Origin of the sequence: Corallococcus terminator (assembly GCF_049194865.1) — a bacterium.
GTDB lineage: Bacteria > Myxococcota > Myxococcia > Myxococcales > Myxococcaceae > Myxococcus > Myxococcus terminator_A.
Map to the genome: position 1 here is coordinate 44,039 of NZ_JBLZWL010000056.1, position 25,135 is coordinate 69,173.

The window sequence follows — 25,135 nt, forward strand, 5'->3', positions numbered from 1 at the left end:
AAAAAGTGAATGGTGATTCATGTTTCGGGCAGCCGGGGAAGCACCGCGTCATGGCGGGCCCGCTACTTCGAGGCGTAGCCCTCGAAGGTCCGGGGGATGCCCCTGTCCTCGTCCACGTTGTTGAAGGTGACGGGGATGCTGTCGCCGCCCTTCTCCACGTCGAAGTGGATGTGGCCGGTGAGGCTGTTGCCCACGTTGCCCACCTCGGCGAGCTGCTGTCCCTGGCTCACCGTGTCGCCCACGCCCACCTTCGCGGTGCCCTTCGAGATGTGGAAATAGCGGCCCACGGTGCCGTCGCCGTGCGCGACTTCGATGCGGTTGTTGGGCTTGTCGCCGCCGTTGCCGCTGTTCGTATCCACCACGCGCGACACCGTGCCCGCGCGCGCCGCCAGCACCGGCGTGCCGCACTGCCGACGGAAGTCCCAGGCGTACTCCTCGTCGTCGTTGTGGTTCAGGTGGGAGTTGTTGCCCTGGATGACCCAGGAGCGGTCTCCCTCGGGGTAGGGCAGCCGGTAGGGCGAACTCGATGAACTCGGATACTCGCCGGAGTCGATGGAGCCGCGCAGCACCAGCCACGCTCCGAGCCAGAACAGCCCGATGACGCCGTAGACGATGGCGCCCGTGAGCACGATGTTGCGCACCCGGTGCAGCTCCACCTGGGCCGCGCGCTCCTTGAGCATGTCGCGAGCGATGTGCGGGAAGGCGAACCAGAAGGCGAAGGCGGCGATGCTGCCGACGATGCCACCCCAGTGGTAGAGGTTCGCCAGGAACGTGGGGCCACACGCGGCGAACGCTCCCGGCGCCAGCGCGACGGCGGTGAAGAGCGAGGCGATGGCCGCCGCCAGCAACGTCCTCGACGACCAGCGCAGGCTCTCGTCGACCTTGTCGCCATCTCCCCTGGCCACCGGCAGCGAGAAGCGCAGCGCGTGGATGACCAGGGCGACGAAGGCGGCCCAGACGAGCAGCCCCAGCACCGAGGAGAGCACCATGGGCGTCTCTCCCGTCAGGCCCGCGAAGGACACCCCGAACATGACCAGCCCATACACGCCGAAGACCGCGAGGATGATGGAGATGGTCGTACCGTAGCGCTTCATCGCGCGTCCCCCTGCCTCGCGAGCATCGACCCACCGGGACTCCGGCGTGGAGCGTGAGGCCTCTGTTTCCTTGGAGTTGGGGTGGGAGGGACTGTGACGCCGCCAGGCCGTGGAGCGGGGCCCGCGTGGGCTGGCGTGTCGGGGCTGAGGCCGTCGAGCCCTCGGGAGGGGCCCGACACCAGGAAGGCAGGCGAGCACCCCGTCGGGTGCCCACCGCGTGGCTCAGCCCTGGCGCTTCACCGCGAGCGGCCCGAAGGCCTGGGTCACCGGCATCAGTGACATGACGTTGATGTTCACGTGCGCCGGGCGCGATGCCACCCAGTGCACCGCGTCCGCGATGTCCTCGGGCGTCAGCGGCTGCGTGTTGGCGTAGGGGGCCGCGGCGCGAGCGGCGTCACCCTTGAACCGGACGTTGGAGAACTCCGTGCCGCCCACGAGCCCGGGCTCGATGTCCGTCACGCGCACCGCCGTGCCGAGCAGGTCCGCGCGCAGGTTGAGGCTGAACTGCTGCACGAAGGCCTTCGTCGCGCCGTACACGTTGCCACCGGGATACGGATAGTCCGCCGCCACCGAGCCCATGTTGATGATGTGGCCCCGGTTGCGCGCCACCATGCCGGGCAGCACCGCGTGCGTGCAGTACAAGACGCCCTTCACGTTCGTGTCGACCATCACCTCCCAGTCGTCGAGGTGCGCCGACTGCGCCGCTTCCAGCCCCAGCGCCAGCCCCGCGTTGTTGACCAGCACGTCCACCTCGGCGAAGTCCGCCGGCAGCGCGCCGAGCACCCGCGCAATCCCCTCGCGCTCCGTCACGTCGAGCGTCACCGGCAGCAGCCGCTCACCCAGCTCCGCGCGCAGCTTCTCCAGCAGCTCCGTCCTGCGCCCGGTGGCGATGACACGCGCGCCTTCCTGGATGAAGCGACGCGCGATGGCCAAACCGAACCCGGCCGTGGCTCCCGTAACCAGCACGTTCATGGCGTTCCCTTTGGATGCGATGCCCGCGCGCTAGATGGCACGGCGCCCACGCCCACGCCAGCACGCCCGCGCTCGGAGCGACCTGCTCTCCGAGTGAAATCCCGCCGACCCACATCGGGAATGAAACCGCCTTCATCCGCACACCTGTACAGGCAACAGCGCGAATGTCTGGGCCCGCGTGTATCAGCCTGACTTCTTCGCGCTCAACGTAACCGACTGAAATCCCATTTCCTGCCTCCTTGCCCTGCGGCCTGGCGAGTCTGGGTTGCCATCGGGTCGGGGAATGAACAGGCCGCGTGCCCCGATTGGCGGCCGTCCTCGCGAGCGCCCCACACGCCGCGACCCACACATGGAGTCTGACAGGATGCGCCAACTCTCACCGCTGCTGACGGCCTACTGCTCCGCTGCCTTGCTCGCCCTGCTTGCCTGCAACGGCAAGAGCGAGCTGACCCAGACCACCGGCTCACGTCCGTCCACCGATGAGGCGCCATCCCCCGGCTCTCCGTCCTCGCCATCCCCCACGACGCCATCGACCCCCAGGCCGACGCCCACGGAGCCAGACGACACCGAGCAGCCCTCGGAGCCCTCGCCGACCCCCACGACGCCGACTCCCACCCCCACGCCGACTCCAGAGCCCGAACCTGAACCCGAGCCCGAGCCGGTGCCGCCGAAGCCGAGCTACACGCGCATCCTCTGGGTGGCGCCGGCGGGCAATGACAGCGCCTCCGGCACGGAGGGCGCGCCGCTGCGCACGGTGAGTCGGGCGCTGACGCTCATCGCGCCGGGTGAGGCCATCTATCTGAAGACGGGCACCTACGCCGAGCGCCTCAAGCTGGAGGAGCGTGGCGGCACGGAGGCGAAGCGGCTCACGGTGAAGGCCGCGCCCGGCAGCTCCCCCGTGGTGAAGGCCAGCGGCGAGTCCGCGCTGGTGGACGTGCGCGGCGCGTACTGGAACGTCGAGGGACTCACGCTGGATGCCGCGGGCTCCGCCGCCTTCGCGGTGCTGTGGAGAGGCACCGGCGCGCACCATGGCGTGCTTCGCGACTGCGTGGCGAAGAACGGCACGGCGGGCGCGGGGCTCAACGTGTCCGAGAAGGCCCACGACATCCTCATCGAGGGCAACACGATTTCCAACTTCAACCGGGGCAGCAGCGACAGCCACGGCATCATCGTGCAGACCACGTCGAAGAACGTGGTGGTGCGCGGCAATGACATCCATCACAACTCCGGAGACGCGGTGCAGTGCATCGGCCCCGAGGCCGGCGCCACCGTGTCCGGCACGCCCTTCGACAACCTGCTCGTGGAGGACAACGAGCTGCACGAGAACCGGGAGAACGGCGTGGATGTGAAGACCTGCACCCACGTCACGCTGCGCGGCAACATCATCTGGGGCCACAAGGCCACGTCCTCCTCGCGCGGCGAGGGGGTCGTCGTGCACCTGTCCGCGTCGGACGTCACCCTGGAGGACAACGTCTTCTATGGAAACGGCCGGGCCATCAACATCGGTGGCAACCGGGTCAACGGACCGCCTGCCCGCATCGTCATCCGTCGCAACCTCATCCGGGATGGACTGGGCGGTAGCGAGGACGGCGGTGGCATCCGCGTGGACACGTCCACGGACGTGAAGGTGCAGCACAACACCGTGTGGAACATGCCGGGGCCCTGCCTCACCTTCGGGCACGGCGACACGGGGCCGAGCGCCGGCCTGGACGTGCGCAACAACGTCTTCGCTGGCTGTGGCGTGTCGGCGCGCGCGGGCACGGCGCGCACTGGCACGGTGATGGATGGCAACCTCGTCTTCCGTACCTCCGGCTCCGCCTCCTTCCTGTTGAATGGAGAGAGCGTGAACCTGACGGAGTGGCGCTCGCGCAGCGGGCTGGACAAACGCTCGCTGGAGAAGTCGCCTGGGTTCGTCAACATCGACACCGGGGACTTCCGGCTGGGGGCGGGCTCGGTGGGTCGCAATGCGGGCCTGGGGTTGGGACTGACCTTCTGCGGCGTGGGCCCGGACCTGGGAGCTTTCGAGTCGGACTGCCCCTGAGGCGTCGGGGCGTGTAGAGTGGGCCCGCTCCCCCCTTCCGCCCCGACCCTCCACGTGCCGTCTTCGCTGGAATTCGCTCTCGGCATCACCCTGGTGCCTCCGGCCTCACCCGCACGTGAGCTCCTCGCGGCGGCTGCCTCGCGTGCGGGGCTCCGCGTGGTGGATGGCATGGAGGGCGCCGCGCTGGCGTTGGTGGACCTCACCTCGCCGGACAGTGGCCCCGCGCTTCGCACCCTGCTCGACTCGCCTCGCGCTTCGCACATCACGCTGGTGGCGCTGGTGGAGCCGACCGAGCAGGGCTTCTCCGCCGCGGAGCCGCTGCGCCCCGCGGACGTCCTCACCACCCCGGTGTCGCCACACGAGCTGGTCTTCCGGCTCCACCGCGCCGCCGGACGTCACCTGGAGCGTGAGGGCCAGGAGCGCGGTCAGGAAGACCTGGCGCTCCTCTTGGAGCTGACGGCGGACTACGCGGAGACCTCCGACGTGGAGGCGCTGCTCCATGGCGTCACGCGCCGGCTGGCGGAGAAGCTGGACATCGCGCGGGCCACGCTGGTGATGCTCGGTCGCAACGCGGACGAGGGCGTCATCGTCGCGGCCAGCGATGACCCGACGCTCAAGGACCTGCGCATCGAGCTGTCTCGCTACCCGGAGATCCGCGAAGTCATGCGCACGGGTCGCCCGGTGGTGATGGAGGAGGCGCCCACGCATCCGCTGCTGGGCGACGTGGAGCGCAGGGCCGTGGCGGCGCGTGGCATCCACGCCATCGCCGCGCTGCCGCTGCCCATCCGGGGCCAGGTGCGCGGCGTGCTGCTGCTGCGCGCGGCGGGCCGGCGGCGCACGTTCACCTCGCGGGAGATCGACTTCCTCACCACGGTGGCGCATGCCACGGCGGTGGCGCTGCGCAACGCCTCGGTGCTCCAGTCGGTGCGAGGGCAGACGGAGGCGGAGAAGACGGCGCGGCTGGCGGCCGAGGAGCAGGCGGCCTCCTTCAAGCCCTACCAGCTCTTCTTCGCGCACGTCAGCGAGGGCGTGGCCATCCTCGACGACAAGGCGAGCGTGCTGTCGCTGAATCCCTCCGGCGCGGCGATGCTGGACATGCCGGCGCCCGAGGCTCGGGGGCGGCATCTGCATCAGGTGACGCAGCCGGTGGATGACGGCGTGCTGATGGAGCTGGTGACGGCGGCCTCGCGGGGCGAGGCGCGCTCGGGCGTGGACGTGGTGGTGCGCACGGCGAAGGGCCGTCGGCTGACCTTGTCCATGTCCGCCGCGCCGCTGCGTGATGAGGACGCGGCCACCATCCTGTCCTTCCGGGACGTCACCGACGCGCGGCGGCTGGAGGACGAGCTGCGCCAGACGAAGGACTTCCTGGAGCGGCTCATCGACTCGTCGGTGGACGCCATCATCGCCGCCGACCTGAAGGGGCGCATCATCCTCTTCAACAAGGGCGCGGAGGCACTGGTGGGCTACACCGCGCAGGAGGCGATGGCGGGCGTCACGGTGGAGCAGCTCTATCCCCAAGGCGTCGCGCGGCGAATCATGTCCACGCTCCGGGGGCCGGAGCACGGTGGCAAGGGACGCATGTCGCTCACGCGCGAGGAGCTGGTGAACCGCGCGGGGGAGCGGGTGCCCGTCAACATGACGGCGTCGCTCGTGTACGAGGGCGGGCGCGAGGTCTTCAGCGTCGGCATCTTCACGGACATGCGCGACCGGATGAAGCTGGAGCGCAAGCTGTCGGACGCGGAGACGCGGCTGGAGGAGAGCGAGAAGAGCGCCGTCATCGTCGCGCTCGCCGGCACCGCGGCGCATGAGCTCAACCAGCCCCTCACGTCGGTGATGGGCTACGCGGAGCTGCTCAAGCGCAAGCTGAAGGAAGAGGACTTCGCCTGGAAGCCGGTGGACATCATCTACCGGGAGGCGGAGCGCATGGCGGAGATCGTCCGGAAGATTGGGAAGATCACCCGCTACGAGACGAAGGCGTACATGGGGGAGCAGCAGATTCTCGACCTGGACAAGGCGACCTCCCATGAAGACTGACACCCGCGCCGTGCGAATCCCCGGCGGCCCGGGGCCCGAGTCGTACCAGGCCTTCTTCGAGGCGCTCGACACGCCCGCCGCCCTGTGTGACCCGACGCTGCGACTGGTGGCGGTCAACGACGCCTTCCACCGCTTCTGCGCGGAGCATCAGGCGACGGTGGAGGATGTCGCGCGCGCGCTGGCCGCCGCGGGCGTGCCCGTGGATGGCACGAGCTGCGACATGGAGCTGCCGCTCGCGGGCAAGCCGGGCGCCGTGCTGACGATGTCGCGTCGGGGTGACGTGGTGGCCGTGCGGGCCAGGAACGACCCGGAGCTGGCGCGCAGCCGGCTGGTGATGGCGGAGCGGGCGCTGCTGGAGCAGGCGCGCACCGAAGGCGTGCTGTTGGATTTGGGCCGCAGCGTGGCGGAGGTGGGCGGCGAGGAGGAGCTGGTGGCGGCGGTGGCGCGCGGGGTGAAGGAGCTGTTCCCCGGGCGCTCGTTCTGCATCCGCATCACCGACTCGCGCACGGGCGGGCTGACGTCGCTCTACGCGGAAGGCCGGCTGAAGGAAGGCGCGCACGAGCCGCTGGTGCTGTTGCAGCGCGCGGTGGAGAAGCTGAACCTGGGACGCTCGGCGCTGCCGGCGGGGCGGGTGACGGTGCTGGGCGAGGTGCCGCTCCTGTTCCTGGGCAGCACGCACGGCGTGAGCGCGCCGCTGGTGGCGAGCGGGCAGCTCTTCGGCGCCATCAACATGGAGTATCCGGAGGGGCTGGACGCGGACGTGCAGCACGATGAGCGCGTGCTGCTCCAGCTGGCGAGCCAGGTGGCGGTGGCGGTGAAGAACGCGAAGCTCATCGATGAGCTGACGTTCGTGCGCAAGTACCTGGAGGACCTGCTCGAGAAGGCGAACGCGCTCATCCTCGTCGCCAACCGGGACCAGCAGGTGGTGGTGTTCAACCAGGCGCTCAGCGCGCTGACGGGCTTCCCGAAGGAAGACGTGCTGGGCAAGGACCTCTTCTGGCTGGTGCCGGAGAGCGAGCACCTGCGGCTGTCCCAGGTCATCGCCGCCGCGATTCGCGGTGAGTCGGTGAACAGCTTCGAGACCCGGTTGTTGTCGCGCGACGGCAACGAGGTGCGGGTGTCGTTCGCCACGTCCTCGATGCTGGCGCACCATGGCGAGGTGGAGGGAGTCATCGCCATCGGCCAGGACATCACGGTGGTGAAGGAGCTGGAGAAGCGCATCATCCACGCGGAGAAGCTGGCCTCCATTGGCCAGCTCGCGGCCAGCGTGGTGCATGAAATCAACAACCCGATGACGGCGGTGGCCACGTACGCGGATGCGCTGCTCCAGCGCTCGCGGACGACGCCTGGGGCGAATCCCGCGGACCAGGAGAAGCTGCGGAAGATTCTGGAGAGCAGCCACCGCATCCTTCGCTTCACGCGGGACCTGGTCAGCTACGCGCGGCCGGCGCAGGACAGGCCGGAGCGGGTGCAGCTCAACGCCGTGGTGGACATGGCGGTGGGCTTCTGTGAGCACGTGGTGGCGCAGGCGCGCGTGAGCGTGCACCGGGAGTACACGGAGCTGCCGCCGCTGTCGGCCGTGCGCGCGAATCTGGTGCAGGTGTTCGTCAACCTCATCACCAACGCGTGCCACGCGATGCAGCCGGGCGGCTCGGTGTTCCTGGCGACGCGGCGCGAAGGGCAGGAGGCGGTGGTGTCGGTGAGGGACTCGGGGACGGGAATCGACCCCAAGCACCTCCAGCGCATCTTCGAGCCCTTCTTCACCACCAAGCCCGAGGGCAAGGGCACGGGCCTGGGGCTCTCCATCTGCCAGGGCATCGTGGAGAACCACGGCGGCCGGCTCACGGTGACGAGCTCCGTGGGCGCGGGCACCACCTTCTCCGTGCGCTTGCCGCTGTCGGTGGACTGACAGCGGCGAGGCGTCCGGTCAGTCCCAGCCTCGCAGCTGCACGCGCACCCTTCGCACGAGCAGGTCCCACTCCTGGCGCTTCAGGGTCGCCAGGACACGGCCGCCGATGACGGTGAGGCCGGTGAGCGTCATCACCAGGAAGCCGATGCGGTGGTCCCTCAGGCCCGCGTCGAGCAGGTTGGCCACCACGTCCAGCGTGAGGAACAGCGTGCCCAGCGCGAGATACGCGCGAATCTGCAGCGCCATCCCCAGCGCGACGCCCAGCAGGCAGACGCCGCCGAAGATGAGCGCATAGGTGCCGTCTGGTGACTCGCCCACCCGCATCGCCAGCTTCGCCGCCGCGGGCACGTACAGCAGCAGGCCGCCGAGAATCCGCACCGTGTTGCGCGCCGCATGCGGCAGGCTCCCCGTGAAGAGCTGCCCCAGCATCAACAGCAGCAGGCCCAGCGGCGCCAGGTAGATTTCCAGCCCCTCCAGCCCGAAGGCCAGCGCGGCGATGAGTAGCGCCAGGTTGCACGCCGCCGCCGCGAACGCGCCGAACATCCGGCTCCGCTCCACCGCGCCCAGCGCCGCGTACAGGAGCCCGGAGCCACCCGCGAGCAACGCCGCCTCCTGCGTCGCCTCGCCCGGCAACACGAGCGCCATTCCAATGGGCAACAGCGCCGCGAAGCGCCGCGTCGCCGCCTCCACCGGACGCACTCCCGCCCGTCGCGCCATCACCGTCACGCCGACGAGCGTGAAGCCCAGCGCCAGCGCGAAGAGGGCGTCATGCTCGGCTCGCAGGCCGGGCGCATACAGGCTGCGCACCAGCGCGTAGACGCCCACCACCGCGAGCTGCACGAAGTAGACGTGCCGCCCCGTGTGCTCCACCCAGGCGCAGTGCAGCGCCACCAGCACCGCCAGCCCGATGGCGGCGATGGCCGTCGTCAGCGACTCCTGGGGCGCGTTGCCGCTCACGGCCAGCGCGGCGAGCATCACCCCGGTCGCCACCAGCCACGCGTCCCGCCCCCACGTCATCCCCACCGCGATATCTGGCCGCCGCTCGCGCGTCCACCGCTGCGCGGTCTGCAGGGCCACCACGGCCCCGGCGGACGCCAGGGCCAGCACCGCGCCGTGGACGATGAAGAGGTCCCCATAGCGCAGCCAGGGGCCGCTGAGGCTCGCGCGAATCGTGAACCCGGCCATGAACGAGGCCAGGACGGCGCTGCCCGCCACCCAGGTTCCCGCTGACGCCATGAGCGAGGCGAAGGCGCCCTTCCACCGGAACGCCGCCACCAGCAGCGAGGCCGCGATGAGCACCAGCGTCACCGGCAGGGCCGGCGACACCATCCAGGAGCCGCCCAGCCCGATGAACATCTCCCCGAGCAGGTTGAGCGCCGCGAGCGTCGACGACGTCGTGCCGTTCACCGCCAGCGCGTACACCGTCCCGACGATGAGATAGACGGCCATCGCCTGCTGGATGCGGACGCGCGTGGCGCCTTCGGACAGGCCGCGCTTGTGCGCAATCCACGGGCCCACCGTCACCACCGCGAGTCCCACCAGCGCGAGCACGGGGCCCGGCCACGCCTCGAAGATGTCCACCTGGTGCGCCAGCGCGTGCACCAGCAGGAGGATGCTCGCGCCCAGCACGCCGCGCCCCTGTGCTCGGGCTCCACCGACGAACAGCACCACGCCCGTCGCGCAGACGAGCCCCGCCGCCGTGAGCCCAGGCTGGAAGAGCGCCGCGAGCCCCACCACCCACACCGCCGTGACGGAGCGACGGTGCAGCAGGTGCCGGAACTGTTCGGGCAGTCCCCGGACCGAGGCCACGGCATACGCGAGCCCCGCGGCGGCGATGCCCGCGAAGGCCCGCTGCCACAGGAGGAACACGGTGTCGCCGGGCGCGAGCCAAGCCGCTTCACTGAGCCAGTGATAGCCCTCGGCGCCCACGCGCACCCACTGCCCATCGGGCGGCGCCAGCGAGACGAGAGACGGGCCGAGCAGCGACTGCCTCGCGGCCCAGAGCGCCGCGCCGGGCAGTCCCAGGTACAGCCCCAGGCTCGCCAGCGGCACCGCGCGGAACGAAGCGGCGAGCAGCAGCACCAGCACCGCCGCGCCCAGCACCAGCAGCGGAGGGGTGATTCCCAGCGCGTGTGACGGGGACGGCAGGCCAACCAGGACGGCGCCCTTCAGCAGGACGGCCGCCAGCGCCGCCACTCCCACGTGGGGCACCGCGTGGTACAGCGGGCCGTGACTGGGGCGCTCCAACCACTTCGCCAGCCACGGGCCGAAGCGCCTCGTCGCCAGCGAGACACCCCAGAGCGCGATGCCGATGAGCGGGAGCCGCAGCGCCACGACATCCGGCGGCAAGGGGCGGCCCGCGCGATTGATGACCGCAGTCAGCGCGATGAACCCGCCCATCGCCGCGAGCGTCACCACCGAGCCTCGCAGCTCCCAGTCCATGAAGCCGCGCGTCAGGAACGCCAGGAGCGCGGTCAGGACGAGCAGTCCGCCCGCGAGCAGGCACATGCCGCGCTCGGCATCGGTGGGGGAGGGGAGCCACTGGACCAGTGTGAGTGTCGCGATGACGGCCTGCACCAGCGCGGCCGTGGCGAAGCCATCCGTGAAGAGCGACAGCCCGCGCGCACCGAGCGGCAACCGGACGAGGGCGAACACGCCCCGACCCCAGGAGTCGCGCTGCGAACTCGGGACCGCGGCGGGGTCGACGACGGGAGGACGCGGGCGCAGCGTCGCGAAGAGCGCGAAGCCGAGCGCCACGGACGCCGTGCCCAGCGCTGAACGCGCCGACGCGAAGTCGAAGACCGTGCCCAGCACCTGGGACACGACGAGCGCCACGCCCGTGGCCGCGATGATGCTCACGATGCGAGTGCCGTCCCTGCGCGTTCGCAGCAACAGCGTCAGCGAGACGAGCGCAGTGGGAAGCGCGAGGAGGACACCGCCCGGCAACCCGACGGCGATGGACGTGAGCAGCTCCGGCGGCACGGGCGCGACGCCGATGGCCAGGAACACGCCCGCGGCGGCCATCACCAGGCACAGGTCATCCAGGGGCAACAGCGCGTCCTGGGGCACGGCCGGCCGGGCCCACGCGGCCTGCACGAGCCCCGCGACACCGTACAGCCCGCTCACGAGCGCGAAGACCGCGAGGCGACTCCAGTCGCCCGAGAGCCACGGCGTTCCGTCGACGAAGGCCAGGGCGCCGAAGAGCACGGCGACTCCGCCCACGTAGTGCAGTCCTCGAAAGCGCCAGCCGCCAGAGACGTGCGCGGCCACGGCGATGGCCAGGCCCGTGAAGACCCGGGGCCACGGAGAGCCGTCGCCCTCCATTCGGGAAACGAGCGGCATCGACACACCCGCGCTGACGATGCTCCACGCCAGCAGCCGGATGCGCAGCATCCCCGAGTCGCTTCCGCGCGCCACGAGCATCAGCAGCGAGGCCGCCGCCGCGCCTCCGAACACCCACCAGCCCTGCTCGTCCGGCGACAGCGTCCGCGCGAGCAATGCTCCCGCGAGGAGCGTGGCCATGGCCCCGGGGTGCACCAGGGCGCGGCGTCGCGACTCCAGCAGGAAGAAGACTCCAGCGGCGAGCACCGGCGCGAGCGCCGACGCGCCATCGACCTGGAGGTCTCCATCGGTCCCCACCGAGAACGCGGTGATGGCTCCCGCGAGCGCGCCAGCGGCCAGCACCGCGTGCGCCACCGTCTCCAGCACCGCGCTCGCTCGGGGAAGGGCCTCGCGTGCGAAGTGCGTGGTCGCCGCCACCGCGATGACCGTGGCGATGGCCTGCGCCCAGAGCGTCATCCCCGCGAACAGCGCGCCGCCCGGCTCCAGGTCATCGAACCCCGAGGGCCCGCTCGACACGGCGAAGACCGCGAGCCAGAGCGCCCCGTACAGCGCCGCGCTCGCGCTGACGAGCAGCACGTTCGCGGACGTCTCCTTGCGCGAGCGCCACAGCGTTGCCCCGAGCGCAACCACGCCCGCGAAGGCGCAGAGCACGCGAAGCCACGGCGCCTCGTCGAGCCCCATCAGCGGCAGACCCGCGAGCAGCGACGGGAACAGCGCCAGCGCGAGCGACGTCGCCGAAGTCCCGTGCAGCAGCCTGCCCGCGGACCTCAGCGGCACCATCCCCAGCGCGGCGACTCCGAGCGCGACGGGAATGCCCAGCATCGGTGACAGCGCCACCAACGACGACAGCGCGATGAACGCCACGGGGAGCAGCGCCAGGCCGATGCCCGACAGGACGCGGCCCACGGGCGTCGAGCGGCGTGACAGGAACACGCCGAGCCCGATGAAGCCCGCGTGGTAACCCCACAGGGCCCCCGTCACGAGGAGCTGGCGCGGAACGCCACCCAGCGCGCGCCAGGCCTCGCGGACACCCATGAGCGAGCCGCCGAGCACCAGCACCGCGCCGAGGAACCACCAGATGAAGTCGTTCAGCCGGGCCGTGTTCTCCTCGGGCTGCGCGTCGAGCGCGACGACGGCTTCCAGTCCACCGCCGAGCACACCCGACGCCTCGCGGGCGAAGAGGGACTGACCAGAGCCCAGCGCGGAGCCGAGGTCGTCCTCGCTCGCGTCCCGGTCGTGTCGGGAGCCGCGCGGCGCGCGTGCTACCTGCTCACGCTCCTCCTTCGCGGCCTCCTCCAGCGAGCGCGCGAGCGCCGCGCCCCAGCCGAAGAGACTCCAGCCTCCTCCTCGACGCGCCGAAGCGGCGACGCCATCCGCCCAGGCCTCCACGCGCGCGGCGGAGTCCAACGGCTGGGCGACGACCTCGGGCGCGTCGTGGCTCACGGCCTCGGAGGTCGGAGCGTCGAGCGGCACCGCTATCGCGTTGAGGGACTGTTCGAGCCGGAGCGCCGTCGCCTCATCGAGGAGTGCGTCGGAGCGCCAGTCCTGGATGCGTCGCCAGAGCGTCTTCGTGACGAGTGCATCGAAGTGCGGCTCGGTGACGGGCAGCAGGGTGGCGCCGCACTCCAGACATACGCCCCCCGATGCCGTGTCGCGAAACCGCGCGCAGACTTGGCAGATCATCCGCGCAGCATAGCCTCACTCTCCCCACGCCCGCCTTGAGTCCACTTCACCCCCCGCGCGACGAGCCCTGGCTTCGAGGCTCGTCGTCCCACGCCAGGGCTTGCTCACTTGCTTTCCCGGGGATGCGAGACTTGTTTCACCCAGAGAGGGGCCGGGTTTCTCAGTCCCTCATGTAATGGCAGGTGTAGCCGCCCGGATTCTTCACCAGGTAGTCCTGGTGATAGCCCTCGGCGGGGGTGAACTCGCCTGCCTGGACGACCTGGGTGACGACGGGCTTCTTCCACTTTCCAGCGGCGTTGACGCGGGCCTTCACCTCCTCGGCGACGCGGCGCTGCTCGTCGGACAGCACGAAGATGGCGGAGCGATACTGCGTGCCCACGTCATTGCCCTGGCGGTTGAGCGTCGTCGGGTCATGCATGCGGAAGAACCAGTCCTCCAGCAGCGTCGCGAAGCTCAGCACCTTCGGGTCGAACACGACGCGCACCGACTCCGCGTGCCCCGTCCGTCCCGAGCTCACGTCTTGATACGTGGGCTTCTCCAGGCCTCCGCCCGTGTAGCCGACGTCCGTCTGGAGCACGCCCGGAATCTTGCGGAGCAGGTCCTCCATGCCCCAGAAGCAGCCTCCCGCGAGCAGCGCCGTCTCGGTGACACCCGACGCGGCGAGCGCCTTGCCCACGTCCACCTTCGCGGGCGTCGCGCTCGCGGGCTTGCGGCCGAACAGCGTCAGCCACTCGCCGTATCCCTGCTTCTCCAACTCATTCACCGGCACGAAGCGCAGCGACGCGGAGTTGATGCAGTAGCGCTGCCCCGTGGGCTGCGGCCCGTCGTCGAACAGGTGGCCCAGGTGGGAGTCTCCCGCCTTCGAGCGGACCTCGACGCGCGCCATGCCCAGGCTCGAGTCGCGCTTCTCCACCACGTGCGCGGACTCCACCGGGCGCGTGAAGCTGGGCCAGCCGGTGCCGGAGTCGAACTTGTCCTTGGACGAGAACAGCGGCTCGCCCGTGACGACGTCGACGTAGAGCCCGTCCTCGTGGTGGTTCCAGTACGCGTTGCGGAACGGAGGCTCGGTCGCCTCCCGCTGCGTCACCTCGTACGCCATGGGAGACAGGGTGCGGCGCAGCTCCGCGTCCGAGGGCTTCTCGTAGCGGCGGGAATCTCCCGGGGCGGACCGAGTCCCTGCCTCGAGCGCGCCTCCCGGCGTGGCCGCGCTGCTCGCCTGCGTGCACGCCGCGAGCACCACGAAGGCCATTGATAACAACAGACGTCTGGACGCGCTCCACGAACGCGAGCGGGCGGAGCGTGAGCTGATGATGACGGACGACATGGCTGGAGCCTCTCTCCGGACACACCCGACGCGCGGGGGTTCTGCTTCCCTTACGCGCGAGGCCCGAAGTCGGTTTCAGCCAAGGCCCAGGTACCCCGGGAAGCCAGCGGACGACCAGGCCGCCGGTTCACGCCAGCGGCCCGGGTGCGCGAGGCGCACGGCTCAGCCCTTGTTCTCGCCCTCGTCGTCCAGCTCGCGGCTGAACTCCTCGCCGCTGAGCAGCCCCTTGCGCGCCATGATGCGCATCAGCGCCCAGAACTTGCGCTCCAGCTCCTCGATGCGGTCCGGGTCCTCGCGGGCCTGCCCGAAGAGATAGTCCAGGTCATCGAGCACCCCGCCAGCCGCGGGGGGCTTCGGCTTCGCCGTGGCCTGCTCGCGCTTCTGCTTGCGCTGCTCCTCCCGCGTGCGGATCAGCTCCGCCAGCGAGGTTCGCTGGGTCGTCTCACCAGGGGGCAGCTCCTCGCCGACGATGACCTCGTCCTCGTCTTCGTCCGCACCCGCGTCGCCCGGCGGAGGCTGGGTCGAAGGCGCGGGCTTCGCGGGCACGGCGGCGGGCCGCGCGCGGGCCGTCGGAGCGGCGGGCCTGGCGCTCGCCCCACTCGCGGGTGCGACGGGGACCTTGTGGTAGTAGCGCAGGATGGCGCCCCGCACGGCGGACAACGCCGCCACGCGCACGCTCACCTTGAGTCCGGTGGTGAACTCAATCTCCTCCACCGCCGGCACGTTGAGTGGATCACTCATCGCGACGACGAGCTGACGACGTCCGCCCACGCTCTCCAGCGCGATGGGGAACAGGTCGTGCTGCTCGCAGAAGCGCGGGCGCAGCATGTGCACCGCGGCCCACTCGGGCGTCACCGCCTGCAGATCCACCTGCGGCATCCCGAGCGCCTGACTCAGCGCGCTCGAAAGCGTCGCCTCGGTGATCGCTCCCTGGGCGATGAGTGTCGCCCCCAACCGCTGCCCTGACTTCCGGTGGGCCGCGAGCCCCGCCTCGAGCTGGGCGACGCTGATCGCCCGCTGCTCCAGCAGCAGCTCGCCAATGCGCTTCCTCGCCATGCGCCGGCATTAGCATGCGTTCCCTGGGCTCGGAAGCGCGCGCTGACACAACGGCTCGTTCTTGGGAAGCCCCCCAGAAGGCCCGCACTGCTGCCTGGAGTCCATGCTGGCAAGGGGTACTCCAGCGCAAAATTCCTGTGAGATTTCAGCACTTAACGCCAGGACCCCTGCCTTGACACCCCAGACAGCCATTCCTAAAGTCGGCACCACCGTTTTCAACATCCATACCTGCCGCCCATCTCTGGGGCGCACGCCCGGGGGGGCGACAGGTTCTGGAAGGTCCGGACCGCCGGGCCAAGCTGCCGTGGAGGCAAGACGCGATGAACCTGGGTTTTTTGACGAATCTGGCCGTGCTCGCCAACGCGGGTGGTCCCGAGCGTGGCTTCTTCGAAGAGATTGCCAGGCGCTGGGAGGCTGGTCAGTGGGGCATGTATCCCATCGCGGCCTGTCTCGTGGTGGCCCTGTCCATCATGGTCGAGCGGACCATCGTTCTCTTCGGCAAGGCGTCCATCAACAAGGAAGCCTTCCTCCGTGGACTGAAGAAGCACATCTACGCGGGTGACCTGGACAAGGCCATCAACTACGTGGCGGGCCAGAAGGCGACGCCGCTGACGAGCGTCATCAAGGCCGGTCTGATGAACGTCCCCAAGGGCCAGGACGAAGTGCAGGCGGCGCTGGACGAGGCCACCCTGCGCGAGACGCCTCGCCTGGAGGCCCGCAGCGGCTACCTGGCGATGCTCGGCAACGCGGCGATGCTCGCCGGTCTGCTCGGCACCGTGTCGGGTCTCATCTCCTGCTTCGAGGCCGTGGCGAACGTGAACCCGGCCGACAAGGCGACCATTCTCGCCAACGGTATCTCCGAAGCCATGAACTGCACGGGCTTCGGGCTGGTGACGGCCATTCCGTGCCTCATCGCCTTCTCCGTGCTGATGGGCCGCACCCAGGGGCTGATCAACGACATCAACGAGACCAGCGTCTCCGTGCTGAACCTCATCGTGGCGAACAAGGACAAGTTCAAGAACCTGAATGTCCCCGCCGCTCGGGACCACCACGACGACTGAATCGGGCTCCCGTAGGGAACCCGGAACCCGGGCGCGCTGTCCTGTCCCCACATAGCGTGGGGGCAACGGCGCGCCCCTTTCAGTCTCTTGCCGCGCTTCACCGCGCGGGGCCGTAGGAGGACAACGCCATGGCCGGCGGAATGGACACAGGAGGTGGTGGGAAAGGCGGCAAGAAGTCGCTCGATGCTCCCATCAACCTGACCGCATTCATCGATCTGATGGCAGTGACCATCAGCTTCCTCATCATGACGGCGGTCTGGACGCAGATTGGCCGTCTCCAGGTTTCCCAGGCGGGAGGTCCCTCCACGGAGGAGGAGCAGCCGCCGACGGAGACCAAGACGGTGCAGCTGACCCTGCTCATCACCCCGTCGGAGCTGCGGCTCTCGGCGGACCAGAGCACGTTCGACCCCATCCCCCTCACCAAGGACGGCAAGGGCAAGACGGACCTGTCCAAGCTGGTGGCGCGCTTCAAGGAGTTGAAGGCGCAGCTTCCGGACCAGACAGCCATCACCCTGCAGCCCGAAGACAAGGTCCGCTACGAGGACCTGGTCCGCATCATCGACGAGTGCATCGGCTCTGGGTTGCCCCAGGTGTCGGTGTCCGCGGCGATGGGCTAGCCGAAGCACGGAGCCACACCCAGTCATGGCCATCAAGGTTCCAGGCAAGCGGTACGGCAAGCGGCTCGAACACTCCAAGGTGTTCGGGCACGGCGCCGCCCACGCGAAGCGCAGCGGCTACTCCGACCTGCTCATCACTCCGCTGGTCGACATGTTCGTCATCATCGTGCTCTTCCTCATCGCGAACTTCTCCGCGACGGGCGAGGTGCTGATGATGACCAAGGACATCCAGCTCCCGGAGGCGGTCCACGTCCAGGAAGTGGAGATGCACCCCGTCGTCATGGTGTCCGGCGAGCAGGTGAGCGTGTCCGGCACCATCGTCGGCCGCGTGGAGGACTTCTCCAAGGACGAGTACCTCAACATCCCCGCGCTGGAAGAGAAGCTGCGGGACATGAAGAAGCAGTTCGAGGACCTGCACGCGATGGCGAACGACGACGCCAACACGTTCAAGGGCGACATCAACATCCAGGCGCACAAGGATGTGGAGTACGCCATCATCAAGCGGGTGATGTTCAGCTGCGCCACGGCCGGCTACAACAACATCAACTTCGCGGTGCTGACCGTCGCGGGACCGGACGACGCCACCGCCGCGGTCACTCCCTGAGAGACCGCTGAACGGGCCTCGAAGCCCTGAACGCCCCGGCCCTGTTGGCTGGGGCGTTTTTGTTTTCCCGGGAGACCTCATCACATGCAGCTTCGTGCCGTCTTCTTCGACCTGGATGGGACACTGGTGGATTCGCTGGGGGACATCGCGGACGCGATGAACCATGCGCTGGCACACCACGGCCTGCCCACGCATCCGGAGCCTGCCTACCGTCGCTTCGTCGGTGAGGGGGTGAGGGAGCTGGCGCGCAGGGCGGTGCCCGCGGGCCGTGAGGACCTGGCCGCGCCGGTGCTGGAGACGTATCGCGCGTACTACGACGAGCACCTCTTCGACCGGACCGCGTCCTACCCCGGCATCCCCGCGCTGCTGGCGACGCTGGCGGAGCAGGGCGTGGTGATGGGCGTGCTCAGCAACAAGTCGGACAGCTTCGTGAAGCGGCTGGTGGAGCGGCTGTTGCCGGGTGTGGCCTTCGCTCGGGTGTATGGCGAGCGGCCAGGGGTGCCTCGCAAGCCGGACCCGACGGCGGTGCTGGGGATGGCGGCGGAGCTGGAGCTGGCCCCTGGCGTGTGCGGCTTCGTGGGCGACACGGCCGTGGACATGGAGACGGCGCGCGCGGCGGGCATGTACGGCGTGGGCGTGACGTGGGGCTTCCGCGACGCGGAGGAGCTGCATGCGCACGGCGCGCGCGCGGTGGCCACGACGGCGGAGGAGCTGCTCACGGCGCTGCGCTCGGCGCGCTTCTGAGTGGAGGTGGCCTCGCGGCTCAGGCGCCGGGGGGCGTCAGGGTCTTCCTGACAGCGCCCGGTGTCTTGCCGTAGCGACGCTGGAAGGCGTTGCCCAGGTGGCCCTGGTTGGCGAAGCCCGCCTCCAGCGCCACGTCGGCCAGGGGCAGGTGTGTGTCCAGGAGCAGCGCGAGCGCATGTCGCAGCCGCGCTTCCTGGAGGTGCTGATGGATGCCGGTGCCCATCACCTTGCGGAAGACGCGGCACGCGTGGAATGCGGACACGCCCGCGCTCCGGGCCAGGGACTCCACGGAGGCTCGCGCGTCGAAGTGGAGTGACGCCTCGTGGGCGATGGCCTCGGCGATATCGCGCTCGCGTCGGCTCACCGAGGTGTCCGGCCGCTCTGTGGGGGAGAGGACGAGGGCCAGGCTCTCCTCCAGCTTGACGCGGTCCACGGGCTCGCCCCGCGTCGCGCGGGCCAGCAGGGACTGGAGCCGCACGTACGCTTCGGCGCTGACCGGGAACGTCGTCGTCTCCGCCTGGGGGCATTGGCTCAGCCACGGGCCACGCACGGAGAGACACGCGTCGCCTCCGCCGTGCGGATGGCGGATTTCACAGGGCCGGCGCGGGTGCATGCGCAGGCCGACACCCGGCGCCACCACGGCGCGTGTCCGCGCGTCGCGGAACTGGAAGCGACCGTGGAGCGCGAGGATGACGCGCTCGCTGTCCACGCCTTCCTCCTTCGGCCGGGGGCTGTCGTGTCCATCGCAGGTCACCCGGGCGAGCTGAAGGTCCGGGGCGCTGAACAAGAGCGAGGCGTGCAGGCGCGGCATGCCGTCACGATGGCGTGGTGACGGGGGCACGGCAAGGGTGAGCAGGGTGTGCTCGCGAACAGTGGGAGCAAGGATGTGTAAGACGGCCCGGCTCGCGCTGCCTAGGGTTTGCCTCGACTTCGGTGAGGCGCCGACGCTCCTCTTCCCTTCGCGAGCACTCCTCATGACCTCTCCCCAGGACGACATGGACTCCAACTCGGGCTCGACGCGGCGGTGTCTCCGCGCGTGGCAATGGACGCGACAGGACCAGCCCGGGAGCGAGTACTGCGAGCTGCGGGAGTTCGACGGCGGCTGGGAGTTGGCGGGCTCCGTGGTGGTCGCGGAGGAGGGGGTGCCCTTCCTCGCGGAGTACACCGTCACGTGCGATTCGCGGTGGATGACGCGGGAGGCGCGCATCCTGATGCATGGTGGTGACGCGCCACGCTCACTCGTCCTCCGGGTGGACGAGCAGCAGCGGTGGTGGCGAGGCGACGAGGAGGTCGCCCAGTTCCGTGGCTGCACGGATGTGGACCTGGGCTTCACGCCCTCCACGAACACGCTGCCCATCCGTCGGCTGTCGCTGCCGGTGGGACAGTCGAGCGACGTGACGGCGGCATGGGTGCGCATGCCGGACCTGGCGCTGCTGCCGCTGCCGCAGCGCTACACGCGGCTTTCGCCCACTCGCTTCCGGTACGAGAGCCGGGGCGGGAGCTTCGTCGCCGAGCTGGAGACGGATGAGCTGGGGCTGGTGACGCGCTATCCGCCCGCGTGGGAGCGCGTCGCCGTCACTTCGCGCTGAGTCCGCGGCTCGGAGTCAATCGGAGTCCACCTTCAACACCGTCATGGCGGGGCTCGAGCTTCCTCGGGGCCCGAATGGGAGACGTGCATCATGTCGCATCACGAGTCCCCGCTCTCGCAGCGGGCCCTGGAGTTGCTCCGCGCGGAGGGACCGCTGCCCGCGCAGGCCGAGTCGCTCGCGCTGTTCGGGCGCTTCGTCGGCGCCTGGGACATGGACGTCGCGTTCTTCGACGCGGCGGGGAAGGAGGTCTTCCGCCAGCCCGGAGAGTGGTCCTTCTCCTGGGTGCTGGACGGACGTGTCATCCAGGACGTGCTCAGCTATCCGAATCCGGAGGGACTGAGCGCCGCCGTGGGGGCGCGTCGCATCGGCACGTCGCTGCGTCACTTCGACCCGAAGACAGGGACGTGGCGTGTCATCTGGCTGGGCGCCACCGCGGGTTATCTCGTCGTGCTCAACGGCAAGGCCGTGGGCGACGAAATCCACATCGAGGGGCCGGACCCGGATGGCAAGGCGCTGCGCTGGAGGTTCACCGCCATGGCCGAGGACTCCTTCACGTGGAGGGGCTTCCTCTCGGACGACGGTGGCGCCACGTGGCGACTCACGCAGGAGATGAGGGCCCGTCGCCGTGTCCATCACCCTTGAGTGCCAGCCCCTCGCGGGGGGCTGGACGGTGGAGTCGTGAGGACGCTCCGGGTCCTGGCGTTGGCGTACACGGGCCGTGGCTTTCACGCGCGGCTCGAGGCCCTTACGATGGGGCCGTGAGGTGCATCACTTGAACACCCAGGGCACTCCGCCCGGTGCGAATGTCCTGCGGGGGCTGTCGAAGTTCCGCCTCGGCCGGGTGCTGCTGTGGGCTCTCGCGGTGTGGCTCGGGCTGATGGCGCTCGTCCCGGGCCCCGGGCGCGAGGAACTGCTGACCCTGGCCCTGTTTCCCGCCGTGCTCGCGGCCTGGGGGAGCTGGACGGCCTGGCGCGAGGAGCGTGAGTCCGCGCGGCGTGGGACGGTGGCGTGGCTGCTGCCTCGACTCGTGTTCGTCGCGGTCCTCCTGGGCGGCGCGGCGCTCCTGCTGTGGTGGCGCAAGCGGCGGGACGCGAAGGTGGCGCTGCCTCCTCCTCCGTCTCCAGAGGACGTGGACCGGTGGGCCGTGGCGGAGCTGCGCGAGGACTCGACGCCGGTGGAGCGTGTGGCGTGAGCGCGTCCGTGAAGACGACGACGGGTTCGGGGGCGCGGACGATGGAGTCCGCACCGTCTGGAGTGTCAGGCTCGGAATCGGCCACCGGAAACGGGGTGTCGATGGAGCAGGCTCCTTTCTCCGCGCCGCTGGAGTCGTTGTCGACGACGTCCGAGCCACACGCGGCGACCGAAGCCCCTCCCCCCAGCAATCGCCGCGTCATGAAGGGCGTGGCGCGCGCGGGCCTGCGGATGCTCGTGGGCGTGGTGCCCGCGCTCGTGGGCTCGGGGCTGTGGGGCGCGGTGAAGGGGTTCTTCCTCTTCGGCACCTTCGGGCTCGCCCTGGCGGGGACCTTCCTCCTCGCGCCGCGCATGCTCGGCATGCCGCCGACGCCCGGGTGGCTGGAGGCCCTCAGCCTGGGGCTCACTCCCTTCGCCCTGGCCCTGGCGGGCGGGTATGCGCTGATGCTCAACGGCCTCGGCTCCCGACTCGCGGAGGAGGCACAAGAGCGCGGGTGGATGGGGTACGCCTATGCCGTGCTCAAGCCCGCGGCGCTCCATGTCGCCCGGCGCCTGCGGAGCACGGGCCCGCTCGGTCGCAAGGAGCTGATCCAAGCCGTCGAGTCCTCCGTGGCCGAGCGGCTGCGCGAGCCTCCCGAGGAGGACACCGGGCCGCCCTCGCGCACGGAGCGGCTGGAGCGCTTCCTCATGGAGCAGTCCTACCGCGTCCTCGGCGCCGTCGCCCTGCGCACGGTGCTCACCGCGCCCGACACCGCGACGGCGGTGCACGAACTGGAGACGCTGGCCGTGGACCGGCTGGAGGTCTCCCTGGTGGAGACGCTGGAGGACCTGTTCTTCGTCCAGCAGGTGCTCGCGCTCGTCGTCGGCTTGCTCGTCGCGGCGATTCCGACCTTCATCCTGCTGTTCTCGCGCTGAGCGGCGCGGAGAAAAAAGCGCGGGCCGACTACCCCTGAGAGCCGGCCCGCGCCCCGCGAATGCCGTCGCTACACGACGGTGACGCGGTACTTCTCTTTGTCCTCCGCCCGGTTGTGCGCGGTGGCGGCGGAAATGATGTGGCACACCCAGCCCAGGCACCCGCCCGTGCCAATCCAGAAGCCCGGGGTGATGATGAGCCAGAAGACACCGCGCAGAATGTCGCCGTTGTAGATCTGCCCCACACCGGGGATGAGAAAGGACAGCAGGGCTGCGATTCCGGGACGCGACATCGTCTTGGTACCTCCTGTCTGTCCCTACGCACCGCCCCCAGAGCCATTGCATCGCCGAGGTGTTTCCGACCTATCAGCTCCTGGACGCTTGCCTGCCCTGTGGGACGGGGGGAAGGTGCAATACCGAGCCTGGCCCGCTACCATGGACTTCACTTTGTGAACCCGTCGGGTCGGCGGACGGGTCTTCCGGGGGGATGGTCATCATCGGGCTGCTTCGAGCCAGCGCACGCGCGCTTCGCGGGCGGCATCTCTTGGAGATGCTGGTCCTGGCTGGGGTGTATCTGGCCGTGGCTCGGCTGGGCCTTTCCCTGTCCACCGTGGGAGGAAATGTCAGCCCCGTCTGGCCGCCCACCGGGGTGGCGCTCGCGGCGCTGGTGCTGCGCGGTCCGCTGCTGTGGCCGGGCATCTATCTGGGCGCCTTCCTGGCGACCGCGTCCACGGGCGCGCCGCTGTCGGTGGCGCTGGGCGTGGCCACGGGGAACACCCTGGCCACCGTGCTCGGGGCGTTGCTGACACGTCGGCTGCGCATGGGCTCGGACCTGTCACGCATCCGTGACGTCGTCGTGCTGTGCGTGGGAGCGGGTGCGGTCTGCACCGGGGTCAGCTCGCTGGTGGGGCCGTTGTGCCTGCTGCTGGGGGGCGTGCTGCCTCCGGAGGTGCTGGGCCGCGCGGTCTGGGTGTGGTGGGTGGGGGACTTGATGGGCGTGCTCGTGGTGGCGCCGCCGCTCTTGCTCTTGAGCCGACCCACCTGGCCGCACCGGCCAGGCGAGGCGCTGGCGCTGGCGGGGCTGACCACCGTGCTGGGCGCGAGCATCTTCCTCTTCCGGAACCTGCAGCCCGGCTTCGCGCACGCGGCCAGCTTCCTGCTGTTCCCCATTTCGGCGCTGGCGGCGCTGCGCTTCGGACCTCGGGGCGCGGCGATGGCCACCCTGGCCATCTCCATGGTCGCCATCACCGGCACGGTGCGAGGCCAGGGGCCGTTCTCCTCGGGCAACGTGGAGCAGGACCTGCTCGTGCTCCAGCTCTTCGTCGTCGTCAACGCGGTGACGGGCCAGTTGCTGGCGGCGGCGAGCGAGGAGCGACGGCGCGCGGTGGAGAAACTCCAACTGCTCGCCACCACCGTGAGAGGCGTGCACGAGGGCGTCTTCATCGCGGAGGTGGAGGGCCCCGGCAAGCTGCGGACCGTCTTCGCCAACGAGGCGCTCGGCCTGCTGTTGGGGCGGTCTCCGGAAGAGCTGGTGGAGCAGGACCCGTGCAAGCTGTACGGCGACCAGGACCCTCGGCTGTGTCAGCGCCTGAACGCGGCGCTGCTGGCGGGCGAGTCGCTCTGCGTGGAGACGACGGTGCCGCGCAAGGATGGGCGCGTTGTCTCGACGGAGGTGCTGTTGTCGCCGGTGCGCGCCACGGGCGGGGACGTGTCGCACTTCGTGGCCACGCACCGGGACATCACCGCCACCAAGGAGCTGCAGGCGCGGCTGGTGGCGGCCGAGCGTGTCGCCGCGGTGGGGACGCTGGCGGCCGGGGTGGGGCACGAAATCAACAACCCGCTGGCCTACCTGGTGCTGAACCTGGAGTCGGCCACGCGCGCGCTGACGGAGGGCGGGATGCTGGGACAGCGGGACGCGCAGGCGAGCGTGCGTGGCGCGCTGGAAGGCGCCGAGCGCATCCGCCTCATCGTCCGCGACCTCCAGGTGTTCAGCCGTCAGGGGGACCAGGACCGGACGCTGGTGGACCTCAACGCGCTGGTGCCTCCGGCGGTGCGCATCATCAGCCATGCGCTGCGCCACCGCGCGCGGCTGGTGGAGGAGTTCGGCCCGGTGCCGAAGGTGCTGGGCAGCGAGGCCCGGCTGGGACAGGTGCTGCTCAACCTGCTCGTCAACGCGATGCAGGCGGTGCCCGAGGGCAACCCGAGCCTGCACGAGGTGCGCGTGCGCACCAGCACGGACGTGACGGGCCGGGCCCGCGTGGACGTGGTGGACACGGGCATGGGCATCTCCGCGCAGGTGATGGCGCGCATCTTCGAGCCCTTCTTCACCACCAAGCCCACCGGTGAAGGCACCGGGCTGGGGCTGGCCATCTGTCAGCAGATTGTCCGCACGCACGGGGGCGAGCTGGAGGTGCGCAGCGAGGAGGGAAAGGGCTCCGTCTTCACCATGCTGCTGCCCGCGGCGCCGGTGCAGGTGGAGGTGACGCCCCGGCCGGTGGTGCGCGCCAAGCCGGCGGTGCCCTCCACGGGGCGACGAGGCCGGGTGCTGGTGGTGGACGACGAGCCCCGGCTGGCGCAGTCGATGCGGTTGTTGCTCGAGCCCTACCACGACATGGTGATGACGACGCGAGGCAGTGAGGCCCTGGCGCTGGTGTCCGCGGGGCATCGCTTCGACGTCATCCTGTGTGACTTGCAGATGCCGGAGGTGGACGGCGCCATGCTCTACCGGCGACTGGGTGTGATGGCGCCGGAGCTGACGCGGCGGGTGGTGTTCATCTCCGGTGGGGCGTACACGGCGGAGACGCGGAACTTCATCGAGACGGTGCCGAACCTGGTGCTGGAGAAGCCCGTGCGGCCGGAGGTGCTGATGGCCTCGGTGGATGCGGCGCTGGACGCGCTCGACGCGCGGGGCGAGGACGACGAGCCCGTGGTCGCCCGCGCGGGTGGCGCGCGCCACTGAGGG

Annotated in this window: 19 protein-coding genes; 12 read left to right on the forward strand and 7 right to left on the reverse strand. The window is 70.2% G+C overall.

The genetic code is table 11. The features are described from left to right. Window positions 1-62 precede the first annotated feature (62 nt). A complete protein-coding gene (locus ACN469_RS18320) occupies window positions 63-1,094 on the reverse strand; it encodes a M23 family metallopeptidase (RefSeq protein ID WP_498769642.1) in 1,032 nt (343 codons plus the stop codon). Window positions 1,095-1,316: 222 nt separating this feature from the next. Beyond that, window positions 1,317-2,066, reverse strand: coding sequence for an SDR family NAD(P)-dependent oxidoreductase (locus ACN469_RS18325; protein ID WP_498769644.1), 750 nt, complete (start codon window positions 2,064-2,066; stop codon window positions 1,317-1,319). 364 nt (window positions 2,067-2,430) lie between these two features. On the opposite strand from ACN469_RS18325, the gene ACN469_RS18330 reads away from it, so the two are divergent. The 3 genes from ACN469_RS18330 to ACN469_RS18340 are packed head-to-tail and all read left to right on the forward strand — an operon-like array spanning window position 2,431 to window position 8,050. Beyond that, window positions 2,431-4,107 (forward strand): right-handed parallel beta-helix repeat-containing protein, encoded by a 1,677-nt coding sequence (locus ACN469_RS18330; protein WP_498769645.1) that lies wholly within the window; start codon window positions 2,431-2,433, stop codon window positions 4,105-4,107. A gap of 54 nt (window positions 4,108-4,161) precedes the next feature. Next, entirely contained in the window at window positions 4,162-6,141 is a 1,980-nt protein-coding gene (locus ACN469_RS18335) for a PAS domain S-box protein (RefSeq protein WP_498769647.1), read from the forward strand. Beyond that, entirely contained in the window at window positions 6,131-8,050 is a 1,920-nt protein-coding gene (locus ACN469_RS18340; RefSeq protein WP_498769649.1) for an ATP-binding protein, read from the forward strand. The genes ACN469_RS18335 and ACN469_RS18340 overlap by 11 nt, the downstream gene beginning before the upstream one ends. Before the next feature lie 18 nt (window positions 8,051-8,068). Here the strand turns inward: ACN469_RS18340 and ACN469_RS18345 are convergent, their stop codons facing one another. The 3 genes from ACN469_RS18345 to ACN469_RS18355 all read right to left on the reverse strand — a co-directional run bounded on the left by ACN469_RS18345 (window position 8,069) and on the right by ACN469_RS18355 (window position 15,455). Continuing rightward, window positions 8,069-13,075 (reverse strand): hypothetical protein, encoded by a 5,007-nt coding sequence (locus ACN469_RS18345; RefSeq protein WP_498769651.1) that lies wholly within the window; start codon window positions 13,073-13,075, stop codon window positions 8,069-8,071. Between the two features lie 160 nt (window positions 13,076-13,235). Then, window positions 13,236-14,399: a bifunctional methionine sulfoxide reductase B/A protein gene (locus ACN469_RS18350; RefSeq protein ID WP_498769653.1), complete on the reverse strand. Its 1,164-nt coding sequence runs from the start codon at window positions 14,397-14,399 to the stop codon at window positions 13,236-13,238. Window positions 14,400-14,561: 162 nt separating this feature from the next. After that, a complete protein-coding gene (locus ACN469_RS18355) occupies window positions 14,562-15,455 on the reverse strand; it encodes a GspE/PulE/PilB domain-containing protein (protein ID WP_498769655.1) in 894 nt (297 codons plus the stop codon). A 320-nt stretch (window positions 15,456-15,775) separates the two neighbouring features. Here ACN469_RS18355 and ACN469_RS18360 point away from each other — a divergent pair, with 320 nt between their 5' ends. The 4 genes from ACN469_RS18360 (at window position 15,776) to ACN469_RS18375 (ending at window position 18,481) form a co-directional block, all read left to right on the forward strand. Continuing rightward, the gene (locus tag ACN469_RS18360) at window positions 15,776-16,516 is read left to right on the forward strand and encodes a MotA/TolQ/ExbB proton channel family protein (protein ID WP_498769657.1); all 741 of its coding nucleotides are present in this window, start codon (window positions 15,776-15,778) and stop codon (window positions 16,514-16,516) included. A gap of 128 nt (window positions 16,517-16,644) precedes the next feature. Next, on the forward strand, window positions 16,645-17,133 hold the full coding sequence (locus ACN469_RS18365; RefSeq protein WP_253995333.1) for an ExbD/TolR family protein: 489 nt from the start codon (window positions 16,645-16,647) through the stop codon (window positions 17,131-17,133). A gap of 25 nt (window positions 17,134-17,158) precedes the next feature. Then, the gene (locus tag ACN469_RS18370) at window positions 17,159-17,737 is read left to right on the forward strand and encodes an ExbD/TolR family protein (RefSeq protein WP_498769659.1); all 579 of its coding nucleotides are present in this window, start codon (window positions 17,159-17,161) and stop codon (window positions 17,735-17,737) included. An 84-nt stretch (window positions 17,738-17,821) separates the two neighbouring features. Further along, complete coding sequence (locus ACN469_RS18375; protein ID WP_498769661.1) at window positions 17,822-18,481, forward strand: HAD family hydrolase; 660 nt, start codon at window positions 17,822-17,824, stop codon at window positions 18,479-18,481. Window positions 18,482-18,500: 19 nt separating this feature from the next. Here ACN469_RS18375 and ACN469_RS18380 read toward each other — a convergent pair whose 3' ends face one another. Beyond that, window positions 18,501-19,292, reverse strand: coding sequence for a helix-turn-helix transcriptional regulator (locus ACN469_RS18380; RefSeq protein ID WP_498769663.1), 792 nt, complete (start codon window positions 19,290-19,292; stop codon window positions 18,501-18,503). A gap of 163 nt (window positions 19,293-19,455) precedes the next feature. On the opposite strand from ACN469_RS18380, the gene ACN469_RS18385 reads away from it, so the two are divergent. The 4 genes from ACN469_RS18385 (at window position 19,456) to ACN469_RS18400 (ending at window position 22,176) form a co-directional block, all read left to right on the forward strand. Beyond that, window positions 19,456-20,070, forward strand: a complete 615-nt coding sequence (locus ACN469_RS18385; RefSeq protein ID WP_498769665.1) for a putative glycolipid-binding domain-containing protein — start codon at window positions 19,456-19,458, stop codon at window positions 20,068-20,070. Between the two features lie 90 nt (window positions 20,071-20,160). Further along, entirely contained in the window at window positions 20,161-20,712 is a 552-nt protein-coding gene (locus tag ACN469_RS18390) for a hypothetical protein (RefSeq protein ID WP_498769667.1), read from the forward strand. A gap of 121 nt (window positions 20,713-20,833) precedes the next feature. Next, the gene (locus ACN469_RS18395) at window positions 20,834-21,262 is read left to right on the forward strand and encodes a hypothetical protein (protein ID WP_498769669.1); all 429 of its coding nucleotides are present in this window, start codon (window positions 20,834-20,836) and stop codon (window positions 21,260-21,262) included. Next, a complete protein-coding gene (locus ACN469_RS18400; protein WP_498769671.1) occupies window positions 21,259-22,176 on the forward strand; it encodes a hypothetical protein in 918 nt (305 codons plus the stop codon). Before ACN469_RS18395 ends, ACN469_RS18400 begins: the two co-directional genes overlap by 4 nt. A gap of 68 nt (window positions 22,177-22,244) precedes the next feature. Here the strand turns inward: ACN469_RS18400 and ACN469_RS18405 are convergent, their stop codons facing one another. After that, entirely contained in the window at window positions 22,245-22,466 is a 222-nt protein-coding gene (locus ACN469_RS18405; RefSeq protein WP_234068031.1) for a DUF5683 domain-containing protein, read from the reverse strand. Between the two features lie 257 nt (window positions 22,467-22,723). On the opposite strand from ACN469_RS18405, the gene espC reads away from it, so the two are divergent. Then, the gene (gene espC, locus ACN469_RS18410; protein ID WP_498769802.1) at window positions 22,724-25,132 is read left to right on the forward strand and encodes a serine histidine kinase EspC; all 2,409 of its coding nucleotides are present in this window, start codon (window positions 22,724-22,726) and stop codon (window positions 25,130-25,132) included. The last annotated feature ends 3 nt before the right edge of the window (window positions 25,133-25,135 follow it).